25 protein-coding genes and 1 pseudogene are annotated in these 22246 nt (G+C 67.9%); 20 read left to right on the top strand and 6 right to left on the bottom strand.

From position 1 onward, the window contains the following. The first annotated feature begins 4 nt into the window (after positions 1 to 4). The 7 genes from ABZ193_RS00580 (at position 5) to ABZ193_RS00550 (ending at position 5832) form a co-directional block, all read left to right on the top strand. Complete coding sequence (locus ABZ193_RS00580) at positions 5 to 457, top strand: cupin domain-containing protein (protein WP_051362681.1); 453 nt, start codon at positions 5 to 7, stop codon at positions 455 to 457. After that, complete coding sequence (locus tag ABZ193_RS00575) at positions 454 to 837, top strand: nuclear transport factor 2 family protein (RefSeq protein ID WP_354708325.1); 384 nt, start codon at positions 454 to 456, stop codon at positions 835 to 837. The genes ABZ193_RS00580 and ABZ193_RS00575 overlap by 4 nt, the downstream gene beginning before the upstream one ends. A gap of 423 nt (positions 838 to 1260) precedes the next feature. Next, the gene (locus ABZ193_RS00570) at positions 1261 to 2004 is read left to right on the top strand and encodes an SDR family oxidoreductase (RefSeq protein WP_237337040.1); all 744 of its coding nucleotides are present in this window, start codon (positions 1261 to 1263) and stop codon (positions 2002 to 2004) included. Positions 2005 to 2035: 31 nt separating this feature from the next. Continuing rightward, a complete protein-coding gene (locus ABZ193_RS00565) occupies positions 2036 to 3241 on the top strand; it encodes a cytochrome P450 (RefSeq protein ID WP_354708324.1) in 1206 nt (401 codons plus the stop codon). Between the two features lie 21 nt (positions 3242 to 3262). Next, the gene (locus ABZ193_RS00560) at positions 3263 to 3586 is read left to right on the top strand and encodes a 2Fe-2S iron-sulfur cluster-binding protein (RefSeq protein ID WP_237337042.1); all 324 of its coding nucleotides are present in this window, start codon (positions 3263 to 3265) and stop codon (positions 3584 to 3586) included. Then, entirely contained in the window at positions 3586 to 4779 is a 1194-nt protein-coding gene (locus ABZ193_RS00555) for an FAD-dependent oxidoreductase (protein WP_354708323.1), read from the top strand. Before ABZ193_RS00560 ends, ABZ193_RS00555 begins: the two co-directional genes overlap by 1 nt. 3 nt (positions 4780 to 4782) lie before the next feature. Next, the gene (locus ABZ193_RS00550) at positions 4783 to 5832 is read left to right on the top strand and encodes an LLM class flavin-dependent oxidoreductase (RefSeq protein ID WP_354708322.1); all 1050 of its coding nucleotides are present in this window, start codon (positions 4783 to 4785) and stop codon (positions 5830 to 5832) included. On the opposite strand, the gene ABZ193_RS00545 is transcribed toward ABZ193_RS00550, so the two are convergent. The 4 genes from ABZ193_RS00545 to ABZ193_RS00530 all read right to left on the bottom strand — a co-directional run bounded on the left by ABZ193_RS00545 (position 5781) and on the right by ABZ193_RS00530 (position 9215). Then, positions 5781 to 6026, bottom strand: coding sequence for a helix-turn-helix domain-containing protein (locus ABZ193_RS00545; protein WP_354708394.1), 246 nt, complete (start codon positions 6024 to 6026; stop codon positions 5781 to 5783). The two genes, ABZ193_RS00550 and ABZ193_RS00545, sit on opposite strands and share 52 nt — an antisense overlap. A gap of 619 nt (positions 6027 to 6645) precedes the next feature. Next, entirely contained in the window at positions 6646 to 7389 is a 744-nt protein-coding gene (locus tag ABZ193_RS00540) for an SDR family NAD(P)-dependent oxidoreductase (RefSeq protein WP_354708321.1), read from the bottom strand. Between the two features lie 8 nt (positions 7390 to 7397). Beyond that, on the bottom strand, positions 7398 to 8279 hold the full coding sequence (locus tag ABZ193_RS00535; protein ID WP_237337046.1) for an SDR family oxidoreductase: 882 nt from the start codon (positions 8277 to 8279) through the stop codon (positions 7398 to 7400). 24 nt (positions 8280 to 8303) lie between these two features. Continuing rightward, a complete protein-coding gene (locus ABZ193_RS00530; protein WP_354708320.1) occupies positions 8304 to 9215 on the bottom strand; it encodes an SDR family oxidoreductase in 912 nt (303 codons plus the stop codon). Positions 9216 to 9321: 106 nt separating this feature from the next. On the opposite strand from ABZ193_RS00530, the gene ABZ193_RS00525 reads away from it, so the two are divergent. The 4 genes from ABZ193_RS00525 to ABZ193_RS00510 all read left to right on the top strand — a co-directional run bounded on the left by ABZ193_RS00525 (position 9322) and on the right by ABZ193_RS00510 (position 13106). Beyond that, entirely contained in the window at positions 9322 to 9900 is a 579-nt protein-coding gene (locus ABZ193_RS00525; RefSeq protein ID WP_354708319.1) for a helix-turn-helix domain-containing protein, read from the top strand. Positions 9901 to 10029: 129 nt separating this feature from the next. Then, positions 10030 to 10248 (top strand): hypothetical protein, encoded by a 219-nt coding sequence (locus ABZ193_RS00520; protein WP_237337049.1) that lies wholly within the window; start codon positions 10030 to 10032, stop codon positions 10246 to 10248. Between the two features lie 1215 nt (positions 10249 to 11463). Further along, entirely contained in the window at positions 11464 to 11883 is a 420-nt protein-coding gene (locus ABZ193_RS00515; protein ID WP_237337050.1) for a MarR family transcriptional regulator, read from the top strand. Positions 11884 to 11972: 89 nt separating this feature from the next. After that, entirely contained in the window at positions 11973 to 13106 is a 1134-nt protein-coding gene (locus tag ABZ193_RS00510) for a glucose 1-dehydrogenase (RefSeq protein WP_354708318.1), read from the top strand. A gap of 166 nt (positions 13107 to 13272) precedes the next feature. Here ABZ193_RS00510 and ABZ193_RS00505 read toward each other — a convergent pair whose 3' ends face one another. After that, entirely contained in the window at positions 13273 to 14064 is a 792-nt protein-coding gene (locus tag ABZ193_RS00505; RefSeq protein WP_354708317.1) for an IclR family transcriptional regulator, read from the bottom strand. A gap of 112 nt (positions 14065 to 14176) precedes the next feature. Between ABZ193_RS00505 and ABZ193_RS00500 the strand changes: the two genes are divergently transcribed. From ABZ193_RS00500 to ABZ193_RS00480, 5 genes are read left to right on the top strand one after another with little or no spacing between them, the layout of a single operon-like run. Further along, positions 14177 to 14926, top strand: coding sequence for a fumarylacetoacetate hydrolase family protein (locus tag ABZ193_RS00500; protein ID WP_354708393.1), 750 nt, complete (start codon positions 14177 to 14179; stop codon positions 14924 to 14926). Next, complete coding sequence (locus tag ABZ193_RS00495) at positions 14926 to 15831, top strand: acetaldehyde dehydrogenase (acetylating) (RefSeq protein WP_354708316.1); 906 nt, start codon at positions 14926 to 14928, stop codon at positions 15829 to 15831. Before ABZ193_RS00500 ends, ABZ193_RS00495 begins: the two co-directional genes overlap by 1 nt. Continuing rightward, positions 15828 to 16844 carry a 4-hydroxy-2-oxovalerate aldolase gene (dmpG, locus tag ABZ193_RS00490; RefSeq protein ID WP_354708315.1) on the top strand — a complete coding sequence of 339 codons (1017 nt, stop codon included), beginning with the start codon at positions 15828 to 15830 and terminating at the stop codon, positions 16842 to 16844. The genes ABZ193_RS00495 and dmpG overlap by 4 nt, the downstream gene beginning before the upstream one ends. After that, the gene (locus tag ABZ193_RS00485) at positions 16841 to 17623 is read left to right on the top strand and encodes a fumarylacetoacetate hydrolase family protein (RefSeq protein ID WP_354708314.1); all 783 of its coding nucleotides are present in this window, start codon (positions 16841 to 16843) and stop codon (positions 17621 to 17623) included. Before dmpG ends, ABZ193_RS00485 begins: the two co-directional genes overlap by 4 nt. Positions 17624 to 17682: 59 nt before the next feature. Beyond that, positions 17683 to 17925, top strand: coding sequence for a hypothetical protein (locus ABZ193_RS00480; protein WP_354708313.1), 243 nt, complete (start codon positions 17683 to 17685; stop codon positions 17923 to 17925). Positions 17926 to 17934: 9 nt separating this feature from the next. Here the strand turns inward: ABZ193_RS00480 and ABZ193_RS00475 are convergent, their stop codons facing one another. Beyond that, positions 17935 to 18141 (bottom strand): hypothetical protein, encoded by a 207-nt coding sequence (locus tag ABZ193_RS00475; RefSeq protein WP_354708397.1) that lies wholly within the window; start codon positions 18139 to 18141, stop codon positions 17935 to 17937. On the opposite strand from ABZ193_RS00475, the pseudogene ABZ193_RS00470 reads away from it, so the two are divergent. The 4 genes and pseudogenes from ABZ193_RS00470 to ABZ193_RS00455 all read left to right on the top strand — a co-directional run bounded on the left by ABZ193_RS00470 (position 18050) and on the right by ABZ193_RS00455 (position 22229). Continuing rightward, a pseudogene (locus tag ABZ193_RS00470) lies at positions 18050 to 18513 on the top strand (TetR family transcriptional regulator C-terminal domain-containing protein). The gene ABZ193_RS00475 and the pseudogene ABZ193_RS00470 sit on opposite strands and share 92 nt — an antisense overlap. 681 nt (positions 18514 to 19194) lie before the next feature. Beyond that, positions 19195 to 19464 (top strand): hypothetical protein, encoded by a 270-nt coding sequence (locus ABZ193_RS00465; protein ID WP_354708312.1) that lies wholly within the window; start codon positions 19195 to 19197, stop codon positions 19462 to 19464. A gap of 517 nt (positions 19465 to 19981) precedes the next feature. Further along, on the top strand, positions 19982 to 20257 hold the full coding sequence (locus ABZ193_RS00460) for a hypothetical protein (RefSeq protein WP_354708311.1): 276 nt from the start codon (positions 19982 to 19984) through the stop codon (positions 20255 to 20257). 91 nt (positions 20258 to 20348) lie between these two features. Continuing rightward, a complete protein-coding gene (locus tag ABZ193_RS00455; protein WP_354708310.1) occupies positions 20349 to 22229 on the top strand; it encodes a propionyl-CoA synthetase in 1881 nt (626 codons plus the stop codon). Positions 22230 to 22246 lie beyond the last annotated feature (17 nt).

Genomic DNA, 22246 nt, shown 5'->3' with positions numbered 1-22246 from the left:
GGAAATGACCACCGAATCCACGGCCCCGAGCCGGGTGTTCCGGACCGAGGACGGAACGAATCTCGGCGCGATCGGGCTGGGCATCTACACAAGGCTGACCGGCGCGGAAACAAAAGGCGCCTATTCGCTCTTCGAATACGTCGTCCCGCCCGGCCTCGGCGGCCCGCCCACCCACATCCACTCGCGGGAGGACGAACTCTTCACCTGTGTCGAGGGGCGGGTCACCGTCGAGCTCGACGGTGTGGAGCACGTGCTCGCGCCGGGCGACTCCCTGCTCATGCCACGCGGCGTCCCACACGTCTTCTACAACTCGTTTGACGTCCAAACGCGGGTGATCGCCGTCGTTTCCCCGCCCGGCCTGGAAAACTACTACCGGGAACTGAGCGAACTGCCACCGGGACGCGACATGAAACTCGTCGCCGAGGTCATGACCCGCTACGGGCTGGCACTCCAGTGAGCGGCGACGTGACCGGCCGCGCGCAGATGGTGCGCTCGATGTGCGCGGCCGTCGATCGCGGCGACGCCGAGGACTTCGCCAAGTGGTTCCACGACGATGCCACCTACACGTTCGGCAACGGCGAGACGATCACGGGCCGGACGGCCATCGCCGCGGCTACGGCCGGCGCCGTGGCCGCGCTCCCCTGGGTACGGCACACGATCCGGGAGATAACCGACACCGGCGACCGCCTCTTCTGCCACTTCACCATCGAAACGGCCGCGCCCGAAGGGAAACACCTGGCGTTGCCGTGCATGACGGTCATCAGCCTGGCCGGGATGCAGGTCGCCGACTACACCGTCTACATGGACTTCTCCCCGGCGATGGCCGGAGACGGGTGAGCCTTCCTGACATCAACTGCCGGGCTCTGGCGGTCCTCCGCGCGACGTACACCAGGCGGGTGCAGCTTTGCCGAGCTGCACCCGCCTTTGCTCGTCAACGGCCTCGCGGTCAGCGACCCACTGCGCGCCCGCGTCCACGCCGGACCGGTGCGTGCCGCACCGCACGGCGCGGATGATGACCCGGGACGTGAAACTCGGATCCGCGGGCACCGCAAGTCGTTTCGCGGACGATGCGGTGCGGAAAATGGCTCAGGTGGATCGATCGTCTCGGCTAGCGTGCTTCCTGGACACGGGCTCTTGCCACCCATGGCGACATTCTCCGGGAGGTCCCCGAATGCCCACTTTGCAGCAGCCATCGGGTCGAGGGCGGAGTGACGGCATGGTGGAACGCCCCACCAGCTCAGACAAAGGGAGCCGAATCCGATGACCGAGTCCCAGCACCGTGTCGCTGTCGTCACCGGGGCCGCCCGTGGCATCGGCCGGGCCGTGGCCCAGGGGCTCGCCGAGCGTGGTGCTCACGTCATAGCGGTCGACCTCGACCACCCCAGCGAGACGGTCGGGCAACTCGAGGCGTCGGGCCACAAGGTGACCGGACTGCGGGCAGACGTCTCCGACCCCGATCGCACCGCCGAGATCGGCGAGGAGGTCCGCAGCCGGCACGGCCGCTGCGACATCCTGGTCAACAACGCCGGGATCTTCCCGTTCGTCGACATTTCAGAGCTCACGTACGACACCTGGCGCAAGGTGCTGTCGGTGAACCTCGACTCACAGTTCCTCATGACGCAAGCAGTACTGCCTTTGATGAAGGAAGCCGGCTGGGGACGGATCGTCAACATCACGTCGAATTCCATTGGTCTCGCGGTGCCGCAGATGAGTCACTACATGGCCAGCAAGATGGGGATCATCGGGTTCACCCGGGGCTTGGCGAACGACGTCGCGGATCACGGGATCACCGTCAACGCGGTCGGCCCGACCCTGTCCCGGACTCCCGGCGTCACCTCGGCGGTTCCGGCGGAACTGATGGCACAGGTTTCCCGGAGCCAGGCGATCAAGAAGATCGGCGAAGCCGACGACGTCGTCGGCACCGTCCTCTTTCTGACCAGTGAGGACTCGTACTTCGTCACCGGACAGACCATCATGGCCGACGGCGGCCTGGTCCGCTTGTGAAGCCCAGTCAATACACAACGGAGTGTGTCGAATGGACAGCACGACGGGCGCGCGCAGCGCCCCCGAAACCGACTTCGATCACCACGACACAAGCTTGAGCCGCGACGAGGTGCTCGACGTGTACACCTCGCTGCGAGAGCAGTGCCCGGTCACGCATAGTTCCGCGCACGGTGGTTACTTCAATGTCACGCGCTACGAGGGAGTGCGCGCGGTGACCACAAGTCCCGACCGGTTCAGCTCCGCGGACGGAGTCCTGATTCCCTCGACCCCGTTGCCGCCGATCCCGCCGCTGGAGTTCGAGGGTGCCGAGCATGAGGCATGGCAGAAGATCATGCAGGCTCCCCTTGTCCCGGCTGAGGTCCGCAAGCATCAACCACTGCTCGACGATGTGGTCAGGACCGAGATCGACGGTTTCGCGCGGGAAGGCAAGGCCGACCTCTGGTCGGACTTCGCTGATGCCATTCCGGCGCTGGTCATCGGGCGTTTGATCGGTCTGTCGCCGAGTTCCGCTCCGCGAATGCGCGCGTTGGCGATGGGCGTGCTCAACTCACTGGGATCCGGGAATGAAGAACAAGCCAGTGAGGAGTTCTTCGATTTCACGTCCGCCGAACTGGCGTCGCGGCGGGAGGATCCGCGAGACGACTACCTGACGCAGCTGGCGACCGGTTCTTTTGGCGGACGAACGCTGAGCGACGCTGAAGTCGGCGGCATCCTCGTCGCGTTCTTCATTGGTGGCCACCACTCGACCGCGGCGTCGATCGTCGGGCTGTTGCACCACATCCTCACCGTCGAAGGGCTTCGCGAGGCGGTCACAACCGATCCCAGCACGCTCCCGAAGGCGATCGAGGAGAGTCTGCGCTTGACGACGCCGCTTCCGCATTTTGCCCGGAAGGTCCTGCAGGACACCGAAATAGAAGGTGTGCCGATCCCCGCGGGCGGCAAAGTGCTGCTGAACTACCTCGCCGCCAACCGGGACCCGCGGAGGTTCGAGGACCCCGAGAAGTTCGACCTGGATCGGCGCCGAAATCAACATCTCGCATTCGGATACGGGACGCACATGTGTATCGGACGCCACCTGGCCCGCGCAGAACTGGCCACGGCGGCAACCCAGCTTCTCCACTGCCTTCCGGATATCGAAATCGACGGCGACGTACGGTTCACCGGCCTCATCGGCGGCAACATCATGCAGATCGCCTCACTGCCCGTGCGCTTCACACCCGAGCATTCCGACAGTTGACGCGGAAACGGAGTCGATCGCATGGCGAAGATCACCTTTGTCCGGCGCACAGGTCAGCAGGAAACCGTCGATGCCGAAATGGGCACCAGCGTGATGGAAGCGGCGCTCGACAACGACATCGACGAGATCGTCGCCGAATGCGGCGGCTCGATGTCGTGCGCGACCTGCCACGTGTACGTCGACGACAAGGACCTGGGCCGGCTCGCACCACCGAGCGACACCGAGACAGCCATGCTCGAGGGCGCCGCGGCACCGGTCAAGCCGTCGAGCAGACTCTCCTGTCAGCTGACGATGACCGCCGGTCTCGACGGCATCACCGTGTTCCTCCCCGAGGAGCAGTACTGATGGCTCAAGGGAAGGTGGTCATTGTCGGCGCCGGGCACGCGGGTTTCACCGCGGCCGCGTCACTACGCCGGAACGGCTATGCGGGCGCAATCGCCTTGATCACGGCAGAGAGCTGCCTCCCGTATCAGCGGCCTCCTTTGTCGAAGGGCTATCTCGACGGCCTCCGCGAGGATCGCCTCTCATTCCGTCCGGAGCATTTCTACGAGCGCAAGGGAATAGAACTGCTTCGCGCGTACCGGGTCGAGGAGATCGATCGCACCGCGAAGGCGGTCGTGCCCGCGTCCGGGGAATCTCTGCGGTACGACCACTTGATCCTGGCCACCGGATCAACACCCCAGGCGGCACGGCTTCCCGGTAACGATCTGGACGGCGTTTTCCGGCTCCATCGCCGCGCGGACGCCGACGCGCTCCGAGAACGGCTCGTCACGGCGAGTGAGGTGGTCATCGTCGGTGGCGGGTTCATCGGCCTCGAGTTCGCCGCCCACGCGCGAGGCCCGGGAAAGAACGTCACGATCGTCGAAGCGGCTGACCGGCTCATGGCCAGGGCGGTCACACCGGTGATGTCGGAGTTCTTCCTTCGTGAGCACGTGTCGGCAGGCTCCCAGGTCTTGCTGGACACGCCTGTCGCACGGCTGGTCGGCGGCGACGGTTCGCGCGTTCAGGGCGTCGAGCTGCACGATGGTTCCCTCGTGAAGGCCGACCTCGTCGTAGTAGGCGTCGGTGTCCGGGCGAACACCGGGCTGGCCGAGCGGGCGGGGCTCGCGGTGAACGACGGCGTCCTCGTCGATCGCTGCCTGCGCACGTCCGATCCGGACATCTTCGCGATCGGTGACTGTGCGTCCTACCCGTACCGGAACCGGCGAACCCGGCACGAATGCGTCGAAAACGCCGTCGGCCAGGCGCGCGCCGTGGCCAGCACGCTGACCTCCGGCGAATCGCAACCTTACCGGCGGACACCGGTCTTCTGGAGCGACCAAGCTGATCTCAAGCTCCAGATCGTGGGCGACTTCAGCGGTAGCGACCGCACCGAAGTGATCGGTGACCCCGCGGGACGGTCGTTCTCGGTCAACTGCTATCGAGACGGTGCCTTGATCGCTGTCGAATCGGTGAACCGTTCGTCCGACCACGTGGCTGCGAGGAAGCTCGTCGACCGGTCCGGCTGTAGTTCTCCAGCTCAAGTGGAAGGAAGCTAAGGCATGCGATTTGGGGTACTCTATGATCTTCGCAATCCGACTAGGCCTGACTGGCACCGCCCATGGTCCCAGTTCTACAGTGGCGCGTTCGAACACATGCAAGAGATGGAGAACGTCGGATTCGACGCGGTCAGCCTGAGTGAGCATCACGGCGACCCGGACGGATACAATCCGGGACTTCCGGTGACGCTGACCGCGGCCGCGCACCACACCAGCAGGATACGCATCGGTACCAACATCATCCAGGTGCCGTTTTACCACCCGGTCCTCCTCGCCGAGCAACTCGCCGTGATCGACATCTTGTCCGGCGGCCGCCTCGACGTCGGCCTGGGCCAGGTCGGGCCGACCTTCAACATGGAATTCCCCATGCTGGGGGTGAACCCGAAGTTCCGGCCGAGTCTGCTTGACGAGGGCATTGACATCATGCGGAGGTGCTGGAACTCTGACGAGCCCTTCAGTTATCACGGCAAGCGCTGGCATCTCGACGACGTGTGGATCAACCCGAAACCGATGCAAAAGCCATTGCCGGTGTGGGTTGTCGCGGCGTTCTCCGCGGCGGCGATGGACCGGGTTGCGAAGCGCGGGCTGAATGTCGGTGGGCTCGGCGGGTTTTTCCAGGGACTCACCGGTGGGCAGACGTGGCAGAAGTGGTTGGCCGGCTGGCGGGAGGCGTGTGTCCGCAACGGAAGGCAGCCCAACTACGCGAAGATCCACACGTTCGGGACCTGTTACATCACCGATGACCCGGAGCGGGCCTGGGCGAAGCACCGTGAAGGAATATTCGAGCATTTCCACTACCGCCGGGGAGATGTGCACCCGTACAGCTCGTTACTGATGGACGTACCGCCGGCCAAACCCGAGGACATCCCGAACTGGGAGCGGATATTCCAGACACCGGACCAGGCCATCACGGAGCTCCGCACCACATACGAAGAGGGCGGGCCTGACGAACTTCATCTGATGGCCACCCGGCACGGCATGACCTGGGAGGAATCTGCCGGTTACCTGCGCAACTTCGCCGAGAAGGTCATTCCCGCCGTACGGGACTTGTGAGGCGGCTCGCGGATCGCTCCGGGCTGCGTACCCTTCCAGCGCCGCAATGTGTGCGACGGTGGCTCCCCGTACCACTCCTGACACGCGGCCCCGAACCGGCCGAGGTGGCCGAAACCCCAGCGGAGCGCCACCGCGGACACGGTGAGGGCATCGGGGTCCCCGTTGATCAGGTCATTCCGTGCCCGGGCTGACATTCGGCCGGTGTCCGCGTCACGGTTCACGACCGGATCCGGTGCCGATCGCGTTGAGGCGGAGTGCCACGGTCCGACGAGCCGTTCTTCGCTCGAGTCTGTCCACTTTTCGCACCGGTCGCGGGCAGAATCGAAGACGTGCGGATGAGCTGGAAGAACCTTGGTCACGGCTGACTCGGCCGGCGCTGCCGCGCTGTCCGTGGCCGGTTGCGGCGGTGGCGACGTCGAATCAGCGGCGCCAGCACCCCAGCCCGTACCGTCGTCGAGTTACCGTCCGCACGAAGACAACGGCCCCGGCGCCCACCTCGAAGCGGCTCCTGCGCGAGTGCTTGTTCGAGACGGCGTCATCGGCCGCTGGGTCGAAACCCGCCTCACTGACAGCGCGGACCGCCGTCACCCGGCCAGGCGGGGTGACGGTGATCAGGTCGACCTGCAGTCACATCCTCCGGGACCCCCGCCAACCCGGCGAGCCGCGAGGAGTCGACGTAGTCGCTCGCGAGGGTATCCTTCGCGGCGCGGAACCGGTGCACGAGCCGCTCATGCACCGTCTCAAGTTCACCCGCCCACAACCTGACCTCAGAGGTCGCCCTCGTTGTCCGCGGGGCCGCCCGGCGCCGGAGCGTCACTGCTGCCCGTTGATGAGCGCGAAGACCTTTTCGTAGTCCCCGCGCCGCTCGGCATAACGCTGGAGCTTGACCTGGTCGACAAGGATCTCGTGGGCCTCGGGCTGGCTCTCCAGTAGAGCGATGACGTTGTCCGCGAAGTCATCGAGCGGGATCGCGCGTGGGTTGCGGGCGGTGTCCGCGAGGCCGGTGCGGACCACTGGCGGAACCAGCTCGATGACCTGGACGGACGTGTCAGCGTACTGGACGCGGATTGCCTCGGAGAGGGCGTGGATCGCGGCCTTGGTCGCAGAGTATGTGGCTGTGCGTGCCAGCGGGACGGAAGCGAGTCCAGAGGAGACGTTGACGATGGTTGCGGCGGGGCGGCTTTGAAGCTGTTCGGTGAAGGCGGCGATCAGCCGGATGGGGCCGAGAAGATTGACGTTGACCGTGTCCTCGGCAACCGAGAGGAAGCCCTCGGCTGTGTGCCAGTCCTCGGCGACCATGATCCCGGCCATGTTGACGAGGGTGTCAAGGTCTGGATATTCGGCGATCACCTGAGTGGCGGCCCGGGTGATGCTGGTCGGGTCCGCGGTGTCGATGTGGGCGACGCCGAATCCCTCTTCCCGTAGCTCCTCCAGGAGTTCGGTCCTCCGTCCACCGACGACGACCGTGTTCCCGCGGTCTTTGAAGCGCCGGGCCAAGGCGAGCCCGATGCCGCTGGTGGCGCCGGGAATGAAGAGGGTGTTTCCGGTGATGTGCATGGTGTCCTTCAGTTGTGTGCGACGGTGAGAAGCTGCTCGTAGCCCATGTGGTGCATGGCCCGGCGGATGTGGGATGTACTCAGTTCGTTGATGTCGTCCACGCTGAAGCGGGTGAAGTCCACCACGGTGCGGAACGGTCGTGTCCCGTAGGGCAGGGCGAGGACGCGAGCGATCTCGTCGGCGACCGCTACCGGGTCGGGGTCGACCCCCTCGGGGAAGAGGCTGTTGGTGGCCTGCAGGTTCCGTGCGACGAATGGTTCCAGTTCGGCGTATCCCTGGGTCACCGCGGAGTCGCTGGCGCGGCTGGCGTTCGGGAAGTGGTTGGTGCCCCGGGTGAACGGGCCGGGCATCACGATGACGGACTCGATGCCGAGCGGGGCGACTTCATAGCGGGTGGCCTGGGCCATCACGTCGAAGGCGGCCTTGGAGGCGACATAGGGGCCGAGGAAGGGCGGCACGTCGAGTACTGAGGTGCTGCCGACGTAGAGAAGGGTCCCTGACCGTCGCGCGCGGAAGTGCGGAAGGACCGCCCGGTTGACGCGTTGCGCGCCGAGTACGTTGATGTCGAACAGGCGGGCGATGTCCTCGGCGGTGAACGCCTCGACGTATCCGGTGGCGAGGTGACCGGCGTTCTGCACGACGACGTCCAGAACGCCGGATTCCCCGAGGATGGCGTCGATCGCCTGCTGAATGGACTCCTCGGACTGGACGTCGAGGACGATCGGGCGCAGGTCGATGCGTTCGTCTGTGGCGAGCTTGCGCAGTTCTTCGGCGTGATCGGTGGTTGTGTCCCTCATGCTCGCGTAGACACGGTGCCCGGCGCGGGCCAGTGCCCGGGCGGTGAGGTTTCCGATGCCTGTTCCCGCACCGGTGATCAGGACGGTGGACATGTCTGCCTGCTTTCTCTCTGCTGTTCAACGGGGTGACGGCGTGAGGACGGGGTCGCTTTCCAAGGCGGCTATCAATCCCGGGCGGCTGGGAGCCCAGCCGAGCGTCTCGCGCGTGCTGCGGCTGGAGACCGGGTTGTCCATGCTCACGAAGGGGGCGAGGAAGCCGAAACGTGTTGCAGCCTCTTCGGCAGTGACCGCTGCGGTGGGCACACCGAGTCGATGACCGATGGCTTCGGCGATGTCGCGCATTGCGATGCCTGCCTCCGCGACGGCGTGGATGCGTGATCCGGCCTTGGCTGACTCAAGGGCAAGGCGGTAAGCGCGGCCGGCATCTTTCAGTGCGGTGGCGCCCCATCGGTCGCCCCCGTCGCCCACGTATCCCGCGCTGCCGGCAGCCCGCGCGATTTCGATGAGCCCGGAAACGAAGCCGTACCGGCCGTTGCCGTGTACGGCCGGAGGCAGTCGCACCACGGATGCGCGCACGTCCTGCCCAGCCAGGGCGAGGACGGCGTTCTCCGCGTCGATGCGGGGCCCACCGGGCAGTGAGACGTCCTCCGTGAGGACGCCCTGGAAGCCCGCCAAGGCAATGCCGCCGGTCGCGTTCGTCCCCACGAAGGGTTTGCCCGAGCCGGCGAGGGCCGAGCCGATCGCCCGCACGGCGGCGAGGTCAGCCTCGACAGCTCCTTCCAGATCGCCACCGCTCTGACGCTGGTGGTCGAACGCGAGGTGGACGACCCCGTCGGCCTTCGCCGCAGCGGCGGCAAGGCCGTCAAGGTCCGACAGGTCGCCCAGGTGCACTTCGGCACCCAGACTCTCGACCTTCACAGCAGCCTCATCGGAACGGACGAGACCGACGACGGTGTGTCCCGCGCCGATCAACTCCGGGATGAGGGCGGACGCGATGTGCCCGGACGCGCCGGTGACGAAAACGCGCATGGTCAAGCTCCTCCCCCAGGCCTCGCTTGCTGCGAGGCCAGCTATTTCAGTGCCTGCAATCAGCATAGGGTATGACTACAGTGACTGCAATCGCTATCTTTGGGCCATGCCGCGATGGGAGCCGAACGCCGTAGGACGCCTGCACGACGCAGCCCTCGCCCTCTTCACCGAACAGGGCTACGACCAGACGACGGTCGCGCAGATCGCCGCACGCGCCGGCCTGACCGAGCGCACCTTCTTCAACCACTTCTCCAGCAAGCGCGAAGTCCTCTTCGGCCGCACCTCGGAAATCCAGAAGCAGGTCCTGGCCCGTGAGATCCACGCCAGCCCGGCCGACCTGCGACCGATCGACGTGGTGGTACGGGCGCTGCGTGCTGCCGCCGACGAGGTGCTGGAGGAATTCCGTGAGCCGGCCGCGCCCCGGCGGACGATCATCGAGGCCACGCCCGAGCTCCAGGAGCGGGAAGAAGCCAAACGCGCCGCACTTACCGCCACAATGGCCGGCGCCCTCCGTGAACGCGGTGTCGACGCGCAAACCGCGCTCCTGGCGGCAGGGGCCGGCATGCTCATCCAGCAGGCGGCTGAACAGCGCTGGATTCAGCCAGCGGAACGGCGGCCGCTGCGCGACCTGATCAGTGAAGCGCTCTCGTCGCTCCGGTCGGTCACGGGGACGGATGCGGTGTGACGGTGCAGACCGTTACCTGCGGCACCGTCGCGGAGAGCCTTGTTCCGAGTGCCGTCCCGCCAGCAGGACGTTCTTGAGCCGAACAGGTCGGGCAACTGATCGCCGCCTACCGGTCCGCCGCGACGGTGTGTGAGCTCGCCGAGCGATTCGGCATCGAACGCGGACAGCCAGCTACATCCTGGCGGAACCGAACATCTGTGGGCGACACCGCAGCAGGTCGTCGCGATCGCCGCGCAGGCCGGCGCGCTGGTCGGGCTGTGGGCCGGGGTGCCCATCATCACCGAGGCCTGGACGGGCGCCCGCTGGGGTGAGCTGACCGGCCTGCAACGCCCACCTCGACGACGGTGAGATCGTCATCGACCCGCAGATCGGCGCCCTGCACGAAGTCAACGGACAACTGGAACTCGAACCGCCCAAGACGGCGTGTTCCGCGCACACCATCTCCCTGCCACCGTTCCTCATCCCGCCGCTGCAGGCGTGTCTCGACAGTCATGACCATCCGCACGTGTTCGTCAGCGCCGAGCACCAGCTGCTGCGGCGGTCGAACTTCGCGCGCCGGGCGATGCGGCCCGCCGCGGACGGGAACTCCCACGGCCCGCTGACCTGGGCTTCCCTCCAGAGCCAGCGGACCCAAACAGACCGTCGGGCTGACAGGATTTGAACCTGCCATCGACCCCAAGTGCGACATCTGCAAGCCGCTGACCTGCTTTTGCTCCTGCTCGTCCCAGCGAAGTGGCCGGCATCGACATGCCGGCCGAGGACGCTGGTTAGCCTGGTCTGAGATCCGTCGGTACGCCACCTGCGGCACATAAGCCTTCCCGGTGTGCCAGCGGGACGCGTCCCTGGCGGACGAAGGCGTGCCAGACGGCTAACCTCGACGTAGCAGGCTTGGCCGCGAGGGCCGCCCCTGGCGCTCCTCTCAATCTGAGCTACACGGCACCACCGCCGACATCAGGAGGGGCCCGGTCGGGACATCGGTCCAGCCGGGCAGGCAAATCCGCTCGACACCGGCTCGCCGATCAGGGGGTGGTTAGGGCACCAGTCGAGCCCACTCGCCGAGCGCGCGGGCGAATCCGTCGTCATCGTGCGGGTCGAGTTCGGCGCGGATCTCTGATTGGCGGTCGCGGCTCCCTGGGCACGACGAGGTGCGCGAGCATGGGGTCGCCCTCGGCGGCGACCCGGCCACCGTGCCCCTCGCAGACGGCAACGAGTTGTTCGATGCGGGCCAGCCGGTCGCGGATGGCTCACCGCTCGGACGGCGACTGATCCGGTTCCCAGCCTCGCACCAGCCAGGCAGCGGCACCTTCCGGGAGCGGCCCGGTTTGGCCGTTGCGCAGCGACCGGGTGATCTCGCAGGTCGGCCGGGCGCGGGACGTCGCTGCTGGTTCCTGGCCCGCCGAGAGGGACCGCAGCGCCTCCGCTCACCCCGGCAGGGATCCAGATCACTTTCGATATAGCTTTACGAAAAGCTATATCGAAAGCTAAAGTTGTGTCGTGACCAAGCGCGGAGAACCCAGCTCTGCACGAAGCCGACCGAGCGTGTACGTAGGTTTCGCTCGCCACGTGGGCAGGTTCCACGCGCTCCTCGACCGCGAAGTTGTGACAGCAGTGGGGAAACTGGGGCTGTCCCGGTCCGAATTCGACGTGCTCACCGCTCTGCTGGCGACGGCGGACGGAGAAGCACGCCCGGGAGACCTGTCCGCGGGGCTTCTTCTCACCACAGGAGGCACGAGCAACATCCTGCGCCGCCTGGAACGTGAACGGCTCGTCGAACGAGCGGGCGGCAGCTCGGACCGGCGAAGCTATCGCATTCGCCTCACCCCCGCTGGTGCTGCCCGCGCACGGGAGGCACTGTCACTGGTCGACGCGCGGCTCACCCAGTTGCTCGCATCGATGGAAATCGATGCCATCCGGTCAGGTACCGAGATCCTGCACGAGCTGCTGACACAGCTGGGCGAGGACGGTCCCGTCCACCAGCTCTGATTCCGTGAACAAGTCCTGCCGCGCGATCGTGCCGTCCCTCGTTGTCGGTACGGGTCGCGCGTTCGTCAACCGTCCAAAAAGGATGAATAATGCCCAAAATTCAGCTGCGCACTTACCACCTGTCGTCGCCTGAGGCGGCCAGCGACTACCTGCCTCGGTGGGAGGCACACGTCACGAGCCTTCGGGAGTTCGGCGTCGAAACTCTCGGATTCGCCAAACTTCCCGGAGACCCCTCCGTCGTTGTCGCCGTTGTCAGTTACCCGGACGGGGCCGATCCGGAGGCGGTCATCCGGGAGTACATGGGCAGTGAAGGGTTCGCCGGAGATATGGCCGGGTTCGACATGCGCCAGATCGAACAGGCGGAGACGGTGCTGCTGGGAACTAACGAGCCGAGTGACGCGCCGGTGCAGAGGGCGGCCCGGCCGAACGCCGCGCCGCGTGGCGCTGGAAGGCTGCAGGGCAAGGTGGCCGTCGTCACCGGTGGGGCGCGGGGCCAAGGAGAGGCAGAGGCCCGGCTCTTCGCACGAGAGGGTGCACGCGTCTACCTGTGTGACATCCTCGACGAGCGAGGTGAAGCGGTCGCCGCGGAGATCCGGGAAGCAGGTGGGTGGGCCCGGTTCGTGCACCTGAACATCACCCGGGCCGAGGAGTGGCGGCGCCTCGTCGGTCAGCTCGAAGAGGAGGCCGGACGCCTCGACATCCTGATCAACAACGCCGGCGTCAATGTCCGTCATGACCTGACCGGCACGTCGGAAGACGACTGGGACAGGATCCTGAATGTCAACCTCACCGGGCAGTACCTCGGCATGAAGGAGTGCGCCGCGCTGATGAAGCGCAGCGGCGCAGGCAGCATCGTCAACCTCGGCTCCACCGCGGGGATCATGGGGCATCCGGTCGCCGCGTACTCGTCGTCCAAATGGGGTGTCCGCGGACTCACGAAGGCGGCGGCAACCGAGTTCGCACCGGCCGGTATCCGAGTGAATGCCCTGCACCCCGGGGTCGTCGCGACGCCGATGATGGACGCAGGCAGCGCTCTCTTCGCGGAGTTGGTGCGGCTCACTCCTCTGGGACGTGCCGCCGATCCGGACGAACTGGCGGCTGCGGCATTGTTCCTCGCCAGCGACGATGCCGCCTTCGTGACAGGAATCGACCTTCCCGTCGATGGCGGTTTCAGTGATCTCGCCGCGTACAACCACGTGTGGCACACCATCAACCCGAAGTAGGAACCCGGCTTGCGAGCGGCATCCCAGTCCCGCAGCCGTCGCCGGCAGGCCATTCCCGACCCGGACTCATGGCGCGGCTGCGGGACACCGTCGGGGAGACCATCGTGCTCCCCCAGCTCACGCCGAGACCGACCTCTCCGGGAACCCCGTTACCAGCGGGGCTGGGTTAGCCCAGTTCCGTCCAGGCCGCGCCGGACAACGCGGGCATGCGGGCCGCCTGCCTGCCGAGCGCGAGGGCGGCGGTCCGGACCGCGGGTCCGAGCGTCGCGGTGTCGACCTCGCCCCGCCGTGTGCTGATCGACAGGCCCGCGATCGGCCTGCCCTCGCGGGGCGTGACGGGTGCCGCCACGCACACCACGTCGTGGCCGGATTCCTCGGTTTCATAGGCGATCCCGGCCTCCCGGATCGCCGCCAGCTCGTCCCGCAGCCGTTTGCCGTCGGTGATCGTGCCCGGCCCCAAGCGCGGCAGCCCCGCCTCGATCACGCGGTCCACGACCCCGGGGTCGGCGAAGGCGAGCAGCGCTTTGCCGACGCCGGTGGCGTGCGCCGGCATCCGGCCGCCGACGCGCGAGCCGAGTGGTGGCGCGGTCCTGCTGCGCAGCTTGATCACGTAGACGACCTCGGTGCCGTCAAGCACGGCCAGGTGCACGGTCTGGCGAGTGGCGCTGCGCAGGTCGGACATGTTCGCCATCGCCATCTGCCGCAGCTGGTGCGGGCGCGCGGCCTGCTCACCCAGTTCGAAGAACCGCAGCCCGATCCGGAACCCGCGCCCGGCCGGCTCCAGGAACCGGTGCTCGACCAGCTCGCGAACGATCCTGGACACGGTCGAGGACGCCAGCCCGGTCCGGCGCGCGATCTCGCGCACCCCGAGCGCATCGTCGGGGGGCCGGAAGGCCTCGAACACCCGCGACACCCGGGCGATCATCGACGCCGGAGTGTCCCGCTCACTGGGGCACATGCTAGGAGCGTGCAGGTCAGCGGCGCACGATGTCAACCAACCGCGTTTCCTCTCACAGGGAGTGTTTTTCGTGAGCCCACAGCCCCGCGTCGCAGAGGCGGCCCGCCTGCTGATGCAGGCCTACGACAGCGGTGTCCCGATCCCGCCGTTCACCGGCCTGACCGTCGAGGACGCCTACGACGTCCAGCTGCGCCAGGTCGCGGAGTGGAAGGCGGCGGGCCGCATCGTCAAGGGGCACAAGGTCGGCCTGACCTCGGCCGCGATCCAGCGGCAGCTCGGCGTGGACTCCCCGGACTACGGTCACCTCTTCGCCGACATGTTCTTCGTGGACGGTCAGCCAATCCCGGCGGACGCCTACCTCAGCCCGCGCGTCGAACCGGAGATCGGATTCGTGCTGCGCAAGCCGCTGGCCGGGCCCGGCGTCACCGTCGCGGACGCGCTCGACGCGATCGCCCACGCCGTGGCCGCGCTGGAGATCATCGACTCGCGCATCGAGGACTGGAAGATCGACCTGCCCAACACGATCGCCGACAACGCCTCCTCCGGCGGCCTGGTCCTCGGCTCGACGCCGCTGCCGCTCGACGCCTTCGACCCGCGCACCACCGGAGTCGTGCTGCGCCGCAACGGCCGGATCGTGCAGACCGGCGCCGGCGCGGCCGTGCTCGGCTCCCCGGTCAACGCGCTGGCCTGGCTGGCCAACACGGTCGGCCCGCTCGGAATCACGCTCGACCCCGGCGCGGTCGTCCTGCCAGGTGCGCTCACCGCGGCAGTCGGCGCCGCGGCCGGAGACACCGTCACCGCCACCTTCGCCCACCTCGGCAGCGTCACCGCGACGTTCGCCGGCACCCCCGAGGAGAAGTGATGCCCCGCCCCACCGCCGCCATCGTCGGTCCCGGCAACATCGGCACCGACCTGCTGGTCAAACTGCAGCGCCGGGATGTCTTCGACGTGCGCTACATGATCGGGGTCGACCCGTCCTCCGACGGCCTGGCCCGCGCCCGCGAGCTCGGCGTCGAGGCCAGCGCGGAAGGCGTGGACTGGCTGCTGGCCCAGCCGGAGCTGCCCGACTTCGTCTTCGAGGCCACCGCCGCGAAACCGCACTTGGCCAATGCCCCTCGCTACGCCGAAGCCGGGATCCGCGCGATCGACCTGACGCCGGCCGCCGTCGGCCCGTTCGTGTGCCCCGCGGTCAACCTGGGCGCGCACGCGGAGGCGCCGAACATCAACATGATCACCTGCGGCGGACAGGCGACGATCCCGATCGTGCACGCCGTCTCGCGCGTCACCGAGGTGCCCTACGCCGAGATCGTCGCGTCGATCTCCTCGCGCTCGGCCGGCCCGGGCACGCGGGCGAACATCGACGAGTTCACCGAGACCACCTCGCACGCGATCGAATCCGTGGGCGGCGCCGCGCGGGGCAAGGCCATCATCATCCTGAACCCGGTCGAGCCACCACTGATCATGCGGGACACGGTGTTCTGCGCGATCCCGGGCGACGCCGACACCGGTGCGATCGCCGAGTCGATCCACCGTGCCGTGGCCGAGGTGCAGACCTACGTGCCCGGCTACCGCCTCAAGTCCGACCCCCAGTTCGACCGCCCGAGCGAGCTGTGGGACGGGCACGCGCGGGTCGCGGTTTTCCTCGAGGTCGAGGGCAACGGCGACTACCTGCCACCGTGGGCCGGGAACCTGGACATCATGACCGCCGCCGCGGTGCGCGCCGGAGAGCTGCTCGCCGCCGGATCGAAGGAGACGACCGCGCGATGACGAACCCCGTGCGCATCACCGACACCACGCTGCGGGACGGCAGCCACGCCGTGCGCCACCAGTTCACCACGGACCAGGTTCGCGCGGTGGCCGGGGCACTGGACCGGGCCGGGGTCGAGGTCATCGAGGTCACCCACGGCGACGGGCTGGCCGGCTCGTCGTTCAACTACGGCTTCTCCAAGGTCCGGGACATCGAACTCGTCGCCGCCGCGGTCGACGAGGTGCGCCGGGCAAAGATCGCCGTGCTGCTGCTGCCTGGTCTGGGCACGGTCGCGGATCTTCGCGAGGCCGCGGACGCCGGTGCCCGCGTCGCCAGGGTCGCGACGCACTGCACCGAAGCGGACGTGAGCGTCCAGCACTTCGGCGCGGCCCGCGATCTGGGCCTGGAAACCGTCGGGTTCCTGATGCTCTCGCACATGAACTCGCCGGAGGGCCTGGCGAAACAGGCCCGGATCATGACCGACGCGGGATGCGAGTGCGTCTACGTCGTCGACTCCGCGGGCGCGTTGCTGCCCGGCGGCGTGACCGACCGCGTCACCGCGCTGGTCCAGGAGCTGGGCGAGGACGCCCAGGTCGGGTTCCACGGCCACCAGAACCTGTCCCTCGGGGTCGCGAACTCGCTCGCCGCGCAGCAAGCGGGCGCCCGCCAGATCGATGGCACGTTGCGCGCTCTCGGTGCGGGCGCGGGCAACTCCCCCACCGAAATCCTCGTCCCGGCGTTCGACGCACTCGGCGTGGAGACCGGAGTGGACAGTGAACTGATCCTCGCCGCGGCCGAGGAGGTCCTGGCCCCGATGGTGCCCCGGATGCCGGTCGCCGACCGGGCCGCGATCGTGCAGGGCCGTTACGGTGTCTACAACTCGTTCCTGCTGCACGCCGAAACCGCCGCCCAGAGGTACGGCGTGCCCGCCTACCAGATCCTGAAGCGAGTCGGCGAACTGCGGTACGTCGGCGGCCAGGAAGACATGATCATCGATGTGGCGATCGGCTTGGCCGAGAAGGAGAACGCATGACGACGTGGAGCATCGACACCGCGGCGGACGTGCTGCTGGCCGCCGAGGCGAAGCGGCGGGACCGCGGGCCGATCACCGAGGAGTGGCCGGAGCTCGACCTGCCGACCGCCTACCGGGTGCAGAAGCGGCTGATCGAGAGAAAGGTCGAGGCGGGCGAGACGGTCGTCGGCGTCAAGCTGGGACTGACCTCGCGGGCCAAGCAGGAGCGGATGGGCATCGACTCGCCACTGACCGCGGTGCTGACCGACGGCTACGTGCTGGCGGCCGACGAGCCCATTCCGCTGGACCAGCTGATCCACCCGCGAGTCGAGCCGGAGATCGTGTTCGTCATGGGCAAACGCCTGGCGGGCCCGGGCATCACGGCGGCGACCGCGTTGGACGCGGTGGAGAGTGTCCACGCCGGACTCGAGATCATCGACTCGCGTTACTCCGACTTCAAGTTCACGCTGCCCGACGTGGTGGCCGACAACGCCTCCTCGGCGCGGTTCGTGGTGGGCGGCAAGCCGGTATCGCCGAAGAACCTGGACCTGGCGCTGGAAGCGTGTGTGCTCACGGTCAACGGCACGGTGACCGACACCGCGACCGGTGCCGCGGTGCAGGGCCATCCGGCGGAGGCGCTGGCGCTGGCCGCCAACGCACTCGCCGCGAGGGGCGAGGCGATCGAGGCCGGGCAGATCGTGCTGACCGGGGGCCTGACCGACGCGGTGTTCGCGCACGCCGGCGACCAGATCGGTGCCGAGTTCACCTCCCTCGGCTCGGTATTCGTCACCGCGGCCTGACGTGACAAGGAAGTTCCGCTGCCCCGCTGAGTCGGCCGAGGCCCGCGAAGGGCTGCCTGGTGGCGGAGAGCGAGACCGCCGCCACGACCGGGATGGCCGCCCTGGAGGACCGTCGCCCGACCACGGTGATCGTCACCCTGCTCTTACTCGGCACCTGGAGGAAGATCGGCCTGAAGACGCTTCCCCGTGAGTCGCGCCTGCCACTGCGGCGCACCTTCGAACCCATCACGGATCCGGGCTACTGGTTCGAGGTCGCCCTCACCACGGCTCATCCCGACCCAGCAGGCGCGGCGATGCGGTGACGCCTCGCATCACGCGCACGACCGATTTGCCAACTTGGCTCCGCGGAGAAGCGACATCAGCGCGGCCGGTGCCTGCTCGATTCCGTCGAACGCGGTGACCGGGACCTGGAGACGGCCGCTGGTCATGAGTTCGCGTAACTCGGTCTCGACTGCCGGCGCGCGTTCTAGCTGGTCGGTGACGAGGAAGCCCTCGAGCCGAAGCCGCTGGATGATCACGTTGGCGATGTCCGCCGGTCCGGTTTGCGGCCTGCCGGCCCCACCTCCTCGCTCAGGTCGGCCTGGAGGTCCTGCAGCGTACAACTTCGAGCTCGGCTGCCTGATGGGCAACCTCGGGCAGGAGGTCGTGTCTTTACCCGACCGCTTCCGCGTAAGACTCGAGGAGGTCCTGCGTGGGAGCGCCGGCTCGCGGCCTGCCTCCGGCTGGCGGACGAGGCCGGGGAGCTCGCGGCCGGCGCCGATTGCGACCAGCTTTCGGCGTTCTTCTGGATCGGTTGGGAGGGCGCGGTGCTGCGGGCGCGACTGGTGCGCAGCACCCGGCCGCTCGACGTCTCCATCGCCGGCTTCCTGGCCCGCGCGGCCAGCGATTAGGCACCGACCCCGCTGACCCACAGCCCGAGGAGTAGCACGACCTGCCCGAGGGTGACCTGCGTGTCCGCGTCGCCTACAGCACCCTCAACTAGAAGGACGGCCTGGCCATCACCGGCAAGGGGCCCGTCGTGCGGCGGTTCCCCATGGTGCCCGGCATCGACCTCGCCGGGGTCGTCGAGTCGAGCGACCACCCGTCGCACTCTGCCGGTGACCGCGTCGTGCTCAACGGCTGGGGTGTCGGGGAGAGACCCACTGGGGCGGGCTCGCGCAGCGCGCCCGACTGCGAGGCGACTGGCTGGTGCCGTCGCCGGACGGCGTCAGGGAGCAGCAGGCGATGGCGAGCGGCACGGCTAGCTATACGGCGATGCTCTGCCTCATGGCGCTGGAGCGGCACGGCGTGAGGCCCGGCGACGGCGACGTGCTGGTGACGGGCGCCAACGGAGGGGTGGGCAGCTTCGCGATCTCGCTGCTGAACCGCCACGGCTACTCGGTGATCGCCGCGACCGGCGCCCGGAGCAGGGCGACTACCTGCGGAAATCGGGCGCGACCAGCATCCTTGACCGCGCCGAACGATCCGAGCCGGGACGTCCGCTCGCCAAGGAGCGGTGGGTCGCAGCCATCGACTCCCTCGGCAGCCACACCCTCGCCAACGTCTGCGCTGGCACCAGGACCGAGGGCGCCGTGGCGGCCTGCGGCATGGCGCACGGCATGGACCTGCCGGCCACCGTGGCACCGTTCATCCTGCGCGGCGTGAGCCTGCTCGGCATCAACAGCGTCAACCAGCCCTACGACACGCGCGTCACGACCTGGCAGCGACTGAGCCGGGAGCTCGACCGCGCTCATCTCGAGGAGATCAGCCACGACATCGGACTCAGCGAGGCGATCGCGACCGCCGACGAACTGCTCGCCGGCCGGATCCGCGGCCGGGTGATCGCCGACGTGACCCGCTGACGAGCGGGGTCGCCTGACCTACCCCCGGATCCGCGACTCCAGCTCGGGTCACACCTAGTCGCGGAGGCGAACTCCTGGTCACGGCCCGCCGAGGTCATGGGGAGCATGGCGATCACCTCGACGTCCCGCGGTGCCTTGTACTGCACTGGTGAACGGCGAGGAGGTAGGTTCCGCGAGGTCGATCAGCAGCTGGCCTGTGTCAGTGACACTGTTCGGGTTCACCCTGGCTGGGCTTGGCTTCTGATGACGGTTGCAACCTTCGCTGGCGCAGCAGCCAGCTCACGGCCTCATCATGAGGTGACGCGTCCGGTCCAGGCGCTTGCAACGACTTCTTGGGGAACGCAGCTGATGCGATGAAGGAGCGGTCTCTCCGCTCCCGCCGAACGCTGCAGCCGTATCCCGCTCGGATAAATGACCCTGTCGCGATTTGCGACAGCAGCAGCCGTCACAAGCAGCGTCTACTTACAGCAGCGGCCCCGTCCGAGAGAGGACCGCCTCCGGTACCCAAGGAACAACGATGTCCAATAAGCAGCCGGTTCCGCCACTTGCGGCCACCTGTCGAGCACAGGCAATCCTGCGAGCAGTCGCCGCAGGGCGGGTGCGGATGAGGCTCGGGTGTGAACCCGACCTCTTCATCGATGGTCTCGCCTGCTGCGATCAAGCCATGGCGCATTCGCTCCACCACCTCGGCTTGATCCGCCCTGCCAGGCCCGGAGGCGTCGGCGATCTGGTCACGGCGACGCTTACCGCCGATGGCGTGGACATGATTCGGATGGGCCCATCAGCGGCTTGAGACCGTTGCAGCGGCGGCCACTCGGCCCTGCGGCTGCGCAGCTTCCAGATGGGGTTGAAGTATCCATCGAATTATCGAACGGAGACGATGCATGGGTGAGTATCAGGCGGTCCTTGAGCGCAGCCGGCGCGACCCCAGCGGCTTCTGGCTTGAGGCCGCGGAGGCCATCAGCTGGCACCGTCCGCCCACAACCGCGCTGGACGCGGAGCGGGCGCCATTCTATGGCTGGTTCCCCGACGGGGAGCTCAACACCTCTTACAACGCGCTGGACCGGCACGTGGAGGCTGGCCGGGGCGGCCTGGCCGCGCTCGTTTACGACTCACCGGTGACGGGGTCGAGCCGTACCTACACCTATGCCGATCTGCGGGACGAGGTCGCCCGGTGCGCCGGTGCCTTGGCCGGCCTCGGCGTGGTCAAGGGCGACCGTGTCGTCATCTACATGCCGATGGTGCCGGAGGCAGTGATCGCCATGCTCGCCTGTGCCCGGCTCGGCGCGGTCCACTCCGTGGTGTTCGGCGGGTTCGCGCCCAAGGAGCTGGCCATCCGGATCGACGACTCCGAACCGAAGATCGTTGTCACCGCGTCCTGCGGCATCGAGCCGCACCGGCTCGTGGAATACAAACCAATCATCGACGAGGCGCTACGCACGACCCGTCACCAGCCGCAGAGCGTCGTGGTGCTGCAGCGCGAGCAGTCCCGCGCGCAGCTCACGCCCCGCGACCGCGACTGGCTGGAGCTGATGGCCGCAGCCGAGCCGGCAGACCCCGTGCCGGTGGCCTCCTGCGACCCGCTCTACATCCTCTACACCTCCGGCACGACCGGGCAGCCCAAGGGCGTGGTCCGCGACAACGGCGGTCACGCGGTCGCCCTGGCCTGGTCGATGCGCCACGTGTACGACATCCGCGTGGGGGACGTGTGGTGGGCCGCCTCCGACATCGGTTGGGTCGTCGGCCACTCCTACATCGTGTACGCACCGCTACTGGTCGGGGCCACCACAGTGCTCTACGAGGGTAAACCGGTCGGGACGCCCGACGCTGGTGCGTTCTGGCGCGTGATCGCCGAGCACCGGGTGAAGGCGCTCTTCACCGCGCCGACGGCGCTACGCGTGATCAAGCGGGAGGACCCGTACGGTGAGCTACTGGCGGGCCACGACCTCTCGCGCTTCACCACGCTGTTCGTGGCTGGAGAGCGGCTCGACCCCGAGACCCTGCGCTGGGCCAACGACTTGCTGGACGTGCCCGTGCTCGACCACTGGTGGCAGACCGAGACCGGATGGGCCATCGCGGCGAACCTGCGCGGAATCGAGCCGATGCCGGTGAAGGCCGGCTCCGCGACGGTGCCGGTGCCGGGCTTCGACGTCCACATCGTCGACGAGGGCGGTGAGCCCGTCCCGACCGGAACCGAGGGCGCGATCGTGATCCGCCTGCCGCTGCCGCCGGGCGCGCTGCTGACGCTGTGGAACGACGACGAACGCTACATCGACTCGTACCTGAGCACTTACCCGGGCAGCTACATCACCGGGGACTCGGGCTACCTTGACGAGGACGGCTACCTGTTCGTCATGGGGCGGATGGACGACGTCATCAACGTCGCCGGTCACCGGCTCTCTACCGGCACCATGGAGGAGGTGCTCGCCGCCCACCCTGCGGTAGCCGAGTGCGCCGTGATCGGCGTGCCCGATAGCCTCAAGGGACAGGTCCCGCGCGGCTTGGTCGTGCTCAAAGCCGGTGTTCGGATCGAGGAGGGCGTGCTGCGCGACGAGCTGGTCGCCTCCGTGCGCCGTGAGATCGGACCGGTTGCGGCGTTCCGCGACGTCGCCGTCGTTGAGGCCCTGCCCAAGACCCGCTCGGGCAAGATCCTGCGCCGCACGATGCGGGGCATCGCTGCCGGGAACGACGAGGCACTGCCGGCGACAATCGACGACCCTTCGGCGCTGGACGCCGTGGCCGCCGTCCTGCGGGCGACGCCCTGAGCCGGGGTGCTCGACGG

It is taken from the genome of Amycolatopsis sp. NPDC006125 (assembly GCF_040614195.1).
In the GTDB taxonomy this organism is placed as follows: domain Bacteria; phylum Actinomycetota; class Actinomycetes; order Mycobacteriales; family Pseudonocardiaceae; genus Amycolatopsis_E; species Amycolatopsis_E tucumanensis.
This window is presented reverse-complemented; position numbering and strand designations above follow the sequence as displayed.

Bases quoted from the DNA above. Each gene is read 5' to 3' on its own strand.
- ABZ193_RS00545 (WP_354708394.1), bottom strand. From the start codon at position 6,026: ATGTCAGCCCGGGCACGGAATGACCTGATCAACGGGGACCCCGATGCC.
- ABZ193_RS00505 (WP_354708317.1), bottom strand. From the start codon at position 14,064: ATGTGCCCCAGTGAGCGGGACACTCCGGCGTCGATGATCGCCCGGGTG.
- ABZ193_RS00565 (WP_354708324.1), top strand. From the start codon at position 2,036: ATGGACAGCACGACGGGCGCGCGCAGCGCCCCCGAAACCGACTTCGAT.
- ABZ193_RS00510 (WP_354708318.1), top strand. From the start codon at position 11,973: ATGCCCAAAATTCAGCTGCGCACTTACCACCTGTCGTCGCCTGAGGCG.
- ABZ193_RS00555 (WP_354708323.1), top strand. From the start codon at position 3,586: ATGGCTCAAGGGAAGGTGGTCATTGTCGGCGCCGGGCACGCGGGTTTC.
- ABZ193_RS00495 (WP_354708316.1), top strand. From the start codon at position 14,926: ATGCCCCGCCCCACCGCCGCCATCGTCGGTCCCGGCAACATCGGCACC.
- ABZ193_RS00570 (WP_237337040.1), top strand. From the start codon at position 1,261: ATGACCGAGTCCCAGCACCGTGTCGCTGTCGTCACCGGGGCCGCCCGT.
- ABZ193_RS00530 (WP_354708320.1), bottom strand. From the start codon at position 9,215: ATGCGCGTTTTCGTCACCGGCGCGTCCGGGCACATCGCGTCCGCCCTC.
- ABZ193_RS00500 (WP_354708393.1), top strand. From the start codon at position 14,177: ATGCAGGCCTACGACAGCGGTGTCCCGATCCCGCCGTTCACCGGCCTG.
- ABZ193_RS00560 (WP_237337042.1), top strand. From the start codon at position 3,263: ATGGCGAAGATCACCTTTGTCCGGCGCACAGGTCAGCAGGAAACCGTC.
- ABZ193_RS00460 (WP_354708311.1), top strand. From the start codon at position 19,982: ATGTCCAATAAGCAGCCGGTTCCGCCACTTGCGGCCACCTGTCGAGCA.
- ABZ193_RS00485 (WP_354708314.1), top strand. From the start codon at position 16,841: ATGACGACGTGGAGCATCGACACCGCGGCGGACGTGCTGCTGGCCGCC.
- ABZ193_RS00525 (WP_354708319.1), top strand. From the start codon at position 9,322: ATGCCGCGATGGGAGCCGAACGCCGTAGGACGCCTGCACGACGCAGCC.
- ABZ193_RS00580 (WP_051362681.1), top strand. From the start codon at position 5: ATGACCACCGAATCCACGGCCCCGAGCCGGGTGTTCCGGACCGAGGAC.
- ABZ193_RS00455 (WP_354708310.1), top strand. From the start codon at position 20,349: ATGGGTGAGTATCAGGCGGTCCTTGAGCGCAGCCGGCGCGACCCCAGC.
- ABZ193_RS00550 (WP_354708322.1), top strand. From the start codon at position 4,783: ATGCGATTTGGGGTACTCTATGATCTTCGCAATCCGACTAGGCCTGAC.
- dmpG (WP_354708315.1), top strand. From the start codon at position 15,828: ATGACGAACCCCGTGCGCATCACCGACACCACGCTGCGGGACGGCAGC.
- ABZ193_RS00540 (WP_354708321.1), bottom strand. From the start codon at position 7,389: ATGCACATCACCGGAAACACCCTCTTCATTCCCGGCGCCACCAGCGGC.
- ABZ193_RS00535 (WP_237337046.1), bottom strand. From the start codon at position 8,279: ATGTCCACCGTCCTGATCACCGGTGCGGGAACAGGCATCGGAAACCTC.